This window comes from uncultured Campylobacter sp. (genome assembly GCF_937949835.1).
In the GTDB taxonomy this organism is placed as follows: domain Bacteria; phylum Campylobacterota; class Campylobacteria; order Campylobacterales; family Campylobacteraceae; genus Campylobacter_B.
On record NZ_CALEDC010000067.1, the window covers coordinates 1 to 5,546 of the forward strand.

Sequence of the window (5,546 nt, forward strand, 5' to 3'; positions counted from 1 at the left end):
ACCCTCTTTAAACGCACCTTCGTCCACCCGAACGATCATGATACCCGCGTCTTGCAGATCCGAAATTTCATCAAAAATCGCGAGCGCAAGCTGTTTTACGATCTGCTCGCGAGGCTTATCGTCGCGCACGAAGCTCCAGTTCATCATCGTAACAGGTCCCGTTAGCATACCTTTCATAATCTTTTTAGTACGGCTTTGAGCGTATTTGATCCACTCCACGGTCATTGGTTTTGGGCGGCTAACGTCGCCGAAAAGTAGCGGCGGCTTCACGCAGCGGCTGCCGTAGCTCTGCACCCAGCCGTTGGCGCTAAACGCGTATCCGCTCATCTGCTCGCCGAAATACTCGACCATATCGTTGCGCTCCGGCTCGCCGTGAACTAGCACATCCAGGCCGATCTCATCTTGAAATTTAACGCAGTCATCGATGTAGGCTTTGATGTCACGCTCGTAGGCTTCGCGGCCAATTAAGCCCTTTTTGTAGGCGTTGCGAACCTGGCGAAGCTCGGCAGTCTGAGGGAAGGAGCCGATCGTAGTGGTAGGTAAAATTCCATAGCCTAGCTTCTTTTTCTGCACCTTGATGCGATCCTCGTAGCGATCGGCGCGCTCGAATTTATTTAAATTTGCGGCGCGGCTTTGCACTCGCTCGTCATGAATAAGTGGCGAGTTAGCGCGGGTTTTAGCGGATTTTTGATTTTCCTCGTAAGCTTTCATGCCGTGTTCGCACATCGGAATTTCAAAGAAAAGATGGGTTAAAATCGAAATTTCGCTTAGTTTTTCGACCGCGAAACTTAGCCAGGATCTGATCTCGGCGCTTAGCTTGTCCTCGTATTTTAGCGTGAAGGGCACGTGCAAAAGCGAGCAGGAGGTGCCCACATAGATGCGCTCCTTAGGCACGTAGGCTTCGATGGCCTTGAGCTGGGCGAGCTTTTTGTCGATGTCGCTCTTCCAGATATTGCGCCCGTCGATCACGCCTGCGAAAAGCACGGTCTTAGCGTCTTTTAAAGCTTGAAGCTCTTTTTTGATATTCTCCTCGCTTGCGTAAACAAAATCAAGCCCGATCGCCCAAACATCGGTCTTTACTATCTCGCGCACAGCCTCGGTCGCGTGCTCAAAATAGGTCATAAAGATGATTTTTACGTTGCTTGCAGCCTTACTTAGGCGCTGATAAACAGGCTCAATCTTTGGCGCCAACTCCGCTGCGCGATCCGTTACGAAAATCGGCTCATCGATCTGAACTACGACCTCGCTATCAAGCTCGCTAAGAAGCTTTAGCAGTTCCTCGTATTTCGCGACAAGGGCATCTAAATGCGCGAGTGGATCACTTTTGTCGCTTGATTTGCTAAGCGCGAGATAGGTGATAGGTCCGATTAAATTTATCTTTAGTGCGCAGGAATCCTTAAAATCGTTATTCTTCGCAGCCTTGTACTCGTTTAAAATTTTACTAGGATTTAGGCTAAATTCCGTATACGCCGAGATTTCGGGCACGATATAGTGGTAGTTTGTGTTAAACCACTTTGTCATCTCCATCGCGACTGCGTCTTTACTGCCGCGCGCCATCGCAAAATACTGCTCATGAGCCGAAAGAGCCGCAAAGCGCTGTGGGATCACGCCGAAAAGTACGCTGGTATCGAGCATCAGATCGTAGTATGAAAAGTCGTTTACGCTAATTAAGCCGCTCCAAGCATCCAGCTGATATTTGATGTGGCGATCTTTTAGCTCTGCGGCGACTCGCTCTAGTGCGTCATAATCGCACTTGCCCGCCCAATAGCTCTCTAAAGCCTTCTTTAACTCGCGCTGCTCTCCGATACGTGGGAAGCCCGTAACGTAACTCTTCATCTCTATCCTTTGAGTAAAATTTTGGTATGAAATTGTTGATTTTATCTAAAATTTCTTTTGCCGTCATTAAAATTTTAATCTAATCTCGAAAATGAACGAAATTTTATCCAAAAGCGCAGGGGTGGAATTTCGCAGATAAAGCTCGAGATGGAATTTTATCGACGAAATTCTATGAGTTAAAATTTGATGATTGAATTTAAAGGCGTTAAATTAATCAATAATTTAAACCTCATCGCAAGACTCTACTAAAACTTGGTAAAGCCTTGCGACAAAGCTAGCCACACCCAACACACCGCAAAACCACTGAGCATCAAGGCTCTATGAAAGTGATGCAATGCCTCAAATATGAAAATTCTTAGAATTTATAATTATATCCTGCGTAAACGCCGTATTTTTTACCGTCGTTATCTTCGATATAATCGCCGTCTTTGTACCACGCCTTGCTTGCTTTAAAGCCCATTTCAATCTCGCTATTGGAGCCAAACTCATACGCAGTACCTATCTTGCCGCCCAAAATAAAGCCGCCCAGCGTATCGTCCGCTCTAACCCAGCCGCCATTGCTATAGTCTATTTTAACTTCAGTATCTAGCACCGAAAGTCCAGCGTAAGCGCCTAGAACAAGCTTAAATCTACCGAAAAGCTCCGGCGTAAAATCCGCACCGGCTACGAAATCGTGCGTGCTCCATTTAACCTTTCTTTTCGAATTGGCATTCGAGCTGGAATCCTCGCCCTTAAATCCGTAAAAATATCCGCCGTAAGCTCTAAACGTGCCGAAGTCATATCCGGCCTTAACGCCGATTTGCGGCTGTCCGTCATCAAAACCCGCAGCTTGGTTTTTGAAATTGTATCCGCCTTCGCCACCTATGAAAAGTCCCTCCGCCATCGCGCTCGCCGCAACTAAAGAACTAAGCAACAATGCTTTTGCAACTAAATTTCTCATATTTACTCCTTTCGGTGAAATTTTATCTCAATGATAGCGACACGCTTCGAAACCTAGGCTAAATTTAAAGTAAATACATAACATTTACGATTTTTAGTGACAAAATTTTAAAGTATTTTTGTAATTTATTTATAGCCAGTATAAATTCTAAATCTCAGCATATAATTTACATTATAAATTTTTTATCGCTTAGTAACATACACTTTGTAAAAGTATAGCGTAATAAGAATTTACGCGGTATTCCTCTGAATATAAATTTATCTTAATAACTTGTAAATCCGCGCAGAATTACTTAAATAAACGGGCTCAAACAGATCTTTATCATAGTTTTCCAGCACAAAAAGTTGGATAAAGGCTGATTCAAAAACCTTTTTATCTAAGATTAAAATTCTTTGGTAATCCGGTAAAAATATCACGTAAAGATTGGAATTTTTATCTACTTGTTTGGATAATTTGACGAGTTTGCCGTTTACTTCGCCCACTTGATAATATGAATTAATAGGCATTCTTTTACCATCATAGATTAGGTATTCAGGATCGATGCTAGGCAGCGTGCATTCATCATTTATTATGATACTCTCTCCATCTTTACCCATTCTAATATCATAACCCACATGAATAAATGGTGTCCAAGATTCTTTACCTTTTTCTATATCTACAGTAGAAAATTTTAAAATATTGGGCAATATATCTATCATGTGCGGTACAAAATAATAATATATATCCCTAGTTTTCTGTGGAAGCTTGAAATTCTTATCACTCAAAGAACTTAAGAATTTATTGATATCGGCTTCGCCATAATCTTTTTGAATTTGATATAGATTTAGTTTAAATTTATCTTCCAGTTTAGGATCAAATTTTTTACCTTGCAACTTTTGTATATATTCTACGTTAAGCCTTGCCATATTAGCAGAGCTTACCTCATCTTTATTAAAGGAAAACGCACTCATAAAAGTGTATTCTCCCGCCTGTCTACCTCCGGGATCAGCTACTACTTTTACATCGGAGTAATATCTGATTAAATATCCGTAATCCCACCACGATAACACATAATCCTCTCTGCTGGCTTTATTTTTTAGCTCTACAAGAGGCGTTATGGAGTCTTTCGTAAGCGTAGGCGCAACTCGGAATTTATAAATAAAATCTATGCTAGGCATTAGCGCTAAACAGGTTAAAATAGCCAACAAAGTACTTCTAAGCCAGGTGCGTATTTCAAAGTAATTCAGTGTGAAATATATAAAATAAGCAAATCCAAGCGCTATCATCGGTGTAGCGTACATTGTAAAGCGAGTTCCGCCGAAAAGTGCTAAAACTCCAAGCGCTATCATCGGCAAGGTTAAGATAAACGAACGGAATTTTATCAGCAATAGAGCCAGCCCTCCTACGGCGCATATAAATATAAATAGATGCCCACTAGATTCAAGCACAAATTTTATGAAATTAGCGTTTTCTACCTCATTAACCGTATTCCTAACGCCGTAGAAGTAGAAAATTTCCTCTTTGCTTACATCCTTTAAGATGTATGCTTTAAGCTGCACTGCTATAGGCACAAGTCCGCCGAATATGACGAACGTAATTACGGCGATCGTACCCAAAATCCAAAGAGCTTTTTTGCTTTTATGGCTTGGAATTTTAATCATTAAAAAATATAAAAACGCAATTAGTGCAATCTTAAGCAATAAAATATAATTTACAATTATTGTCTCGCCTTCGTAATACGCACCAAAATTTATAACTGCAACGACCATAAGAATAATCGCTTTGTAATTTTCCTCATTGCGTCTATTAAAAATCAAAGTATAGATTAAAAATATCACTATAATCGCCATATTTAGAGAATACGAGCTAGGATACCACCAGCTATAAAGCGCCATAAAGATGGCAGGCAAAATTAAATTTCGCTGCGAGTCGTTTTGCGTAATCCTGATTAGAGCCCAGATTATCAGCATCGGCAGGACGATATTTAACATATCGCTATCAAAATACCCGCCAAATGTCCTCACATAATACCCAGGTAGGATGCATGCAAGTAGTGCCGCGATGATGCCGGCGCCCAGGATATTATACTCTCTTGCTATCAAAATAATCGGCACGGCCACTAGCGGCGCTAAAAACACGCTCATATAGATCGTAATGCTATTTAGGCTGACGGGTAAAATTTTACTAAGCAAAAATGCTAGAGTAGGGATCGACGCGCCGTACGGGCTAAGATCGCCCGGCTGGTGAAAGCCCGCTATCATATCGCGCGCACCCTCGGCGTTCGCAAAGGCGTCGTTTGTGGTCATGATGAGCTCGCCGTCAAAAGAAAACTGCTCGATTCCGCTAGCCCAATATATCCAAAAAAACCTGCACGCCACGCCGAATATATAAACCAGCGTCATAATCAGAAAGATATCCATGCGGCAGCATTCGCCGTTTGTAATTCTAAATTTTTGCATTTTTTTCCTTGATTTGCCGTTTGAAATACCGAGCGGCAGGGTTAAAATTTGCCTCTACAAATTTTACTCGCTTTATCGCGCCCACGTTACGTTTTTAACGACATTGTTTAATTTCCGTTTATTATAGCAGAATTTATTTGATTTGCGATGCGAGATGTAGAAATTTGTACGATAAATTACTGCAGAAAGCGCGAGCAAACCGAAATCTAATCTATTTCGCTCGCGCTATGAAGTATGAAATTTACACGATTTAATACGCGTCGCACATAAATTTACAGACGGTTTTCGTGCGCAGATTAAGCATAATCGAGCTTAGGCACCTGCCGTCCTTG

Annotated in this window: 3 protein-coding genes; all 3 read right to left on the reverse strand. The window is 41.8% G+C overall.

Annotated features, from left to right (window positions below; all coding sequences use genetic code 11):
• Nucleotides 1-1,836, reverse strand: a 1,836-nt coding sequence (metE, locus tag Q0256_RS01515) for a 5-methyltetrahydropteroyltriglutamate--homocysteine S-methyltransferase (RefSeq protein WP_297959472.1), incomplete at its 3' end; no start/stop codon positions are given.
• Between the two features lie 355 nt (nt 1,837-2,191).
• On the reverse strand, nt 2,192-2,776 hold the full coding sequence (locus Q0256_RS01520) for a hypothetical protein (protein WP_297959474.1): 585 nt from the start codon (nt 2,774-2,776) through the stop codon (nt 2,192-2,194).
• 257 nt (nt 2,777-3,033) lie between these two features.
• Complete coding sequence (locus tag Q0256_RS01525; protein WP_297959476.1) at nt 3,034-5,214, reverse strand: STT3 domain-containing protein; 2,181 nt, start codon at nt 5,212-5,214, stop codon at nt 3,034-3,036.
• Between the last annotated feature and the right edge of the window lie 332 nt (nt 5,215-5,546).

Bases quoted from the DNA above. Each gene is read 5' to 3' on its own strand.
- Q0256_RS01520 (WP_297959474.1), bottom strand. From the start codon at position 2,776: ATGAGAAATTTAGTTGCAAAAGCATTGTTGCTTAGTTCTTTAGTTGCG.
- Q0256_RS01525 (WP_297959476.1), bottom strand. From the start codon at position 5,214: ATGCAAAAATTTAGAATTACAAACGGCGAATGCTGCCGCATGGATATC.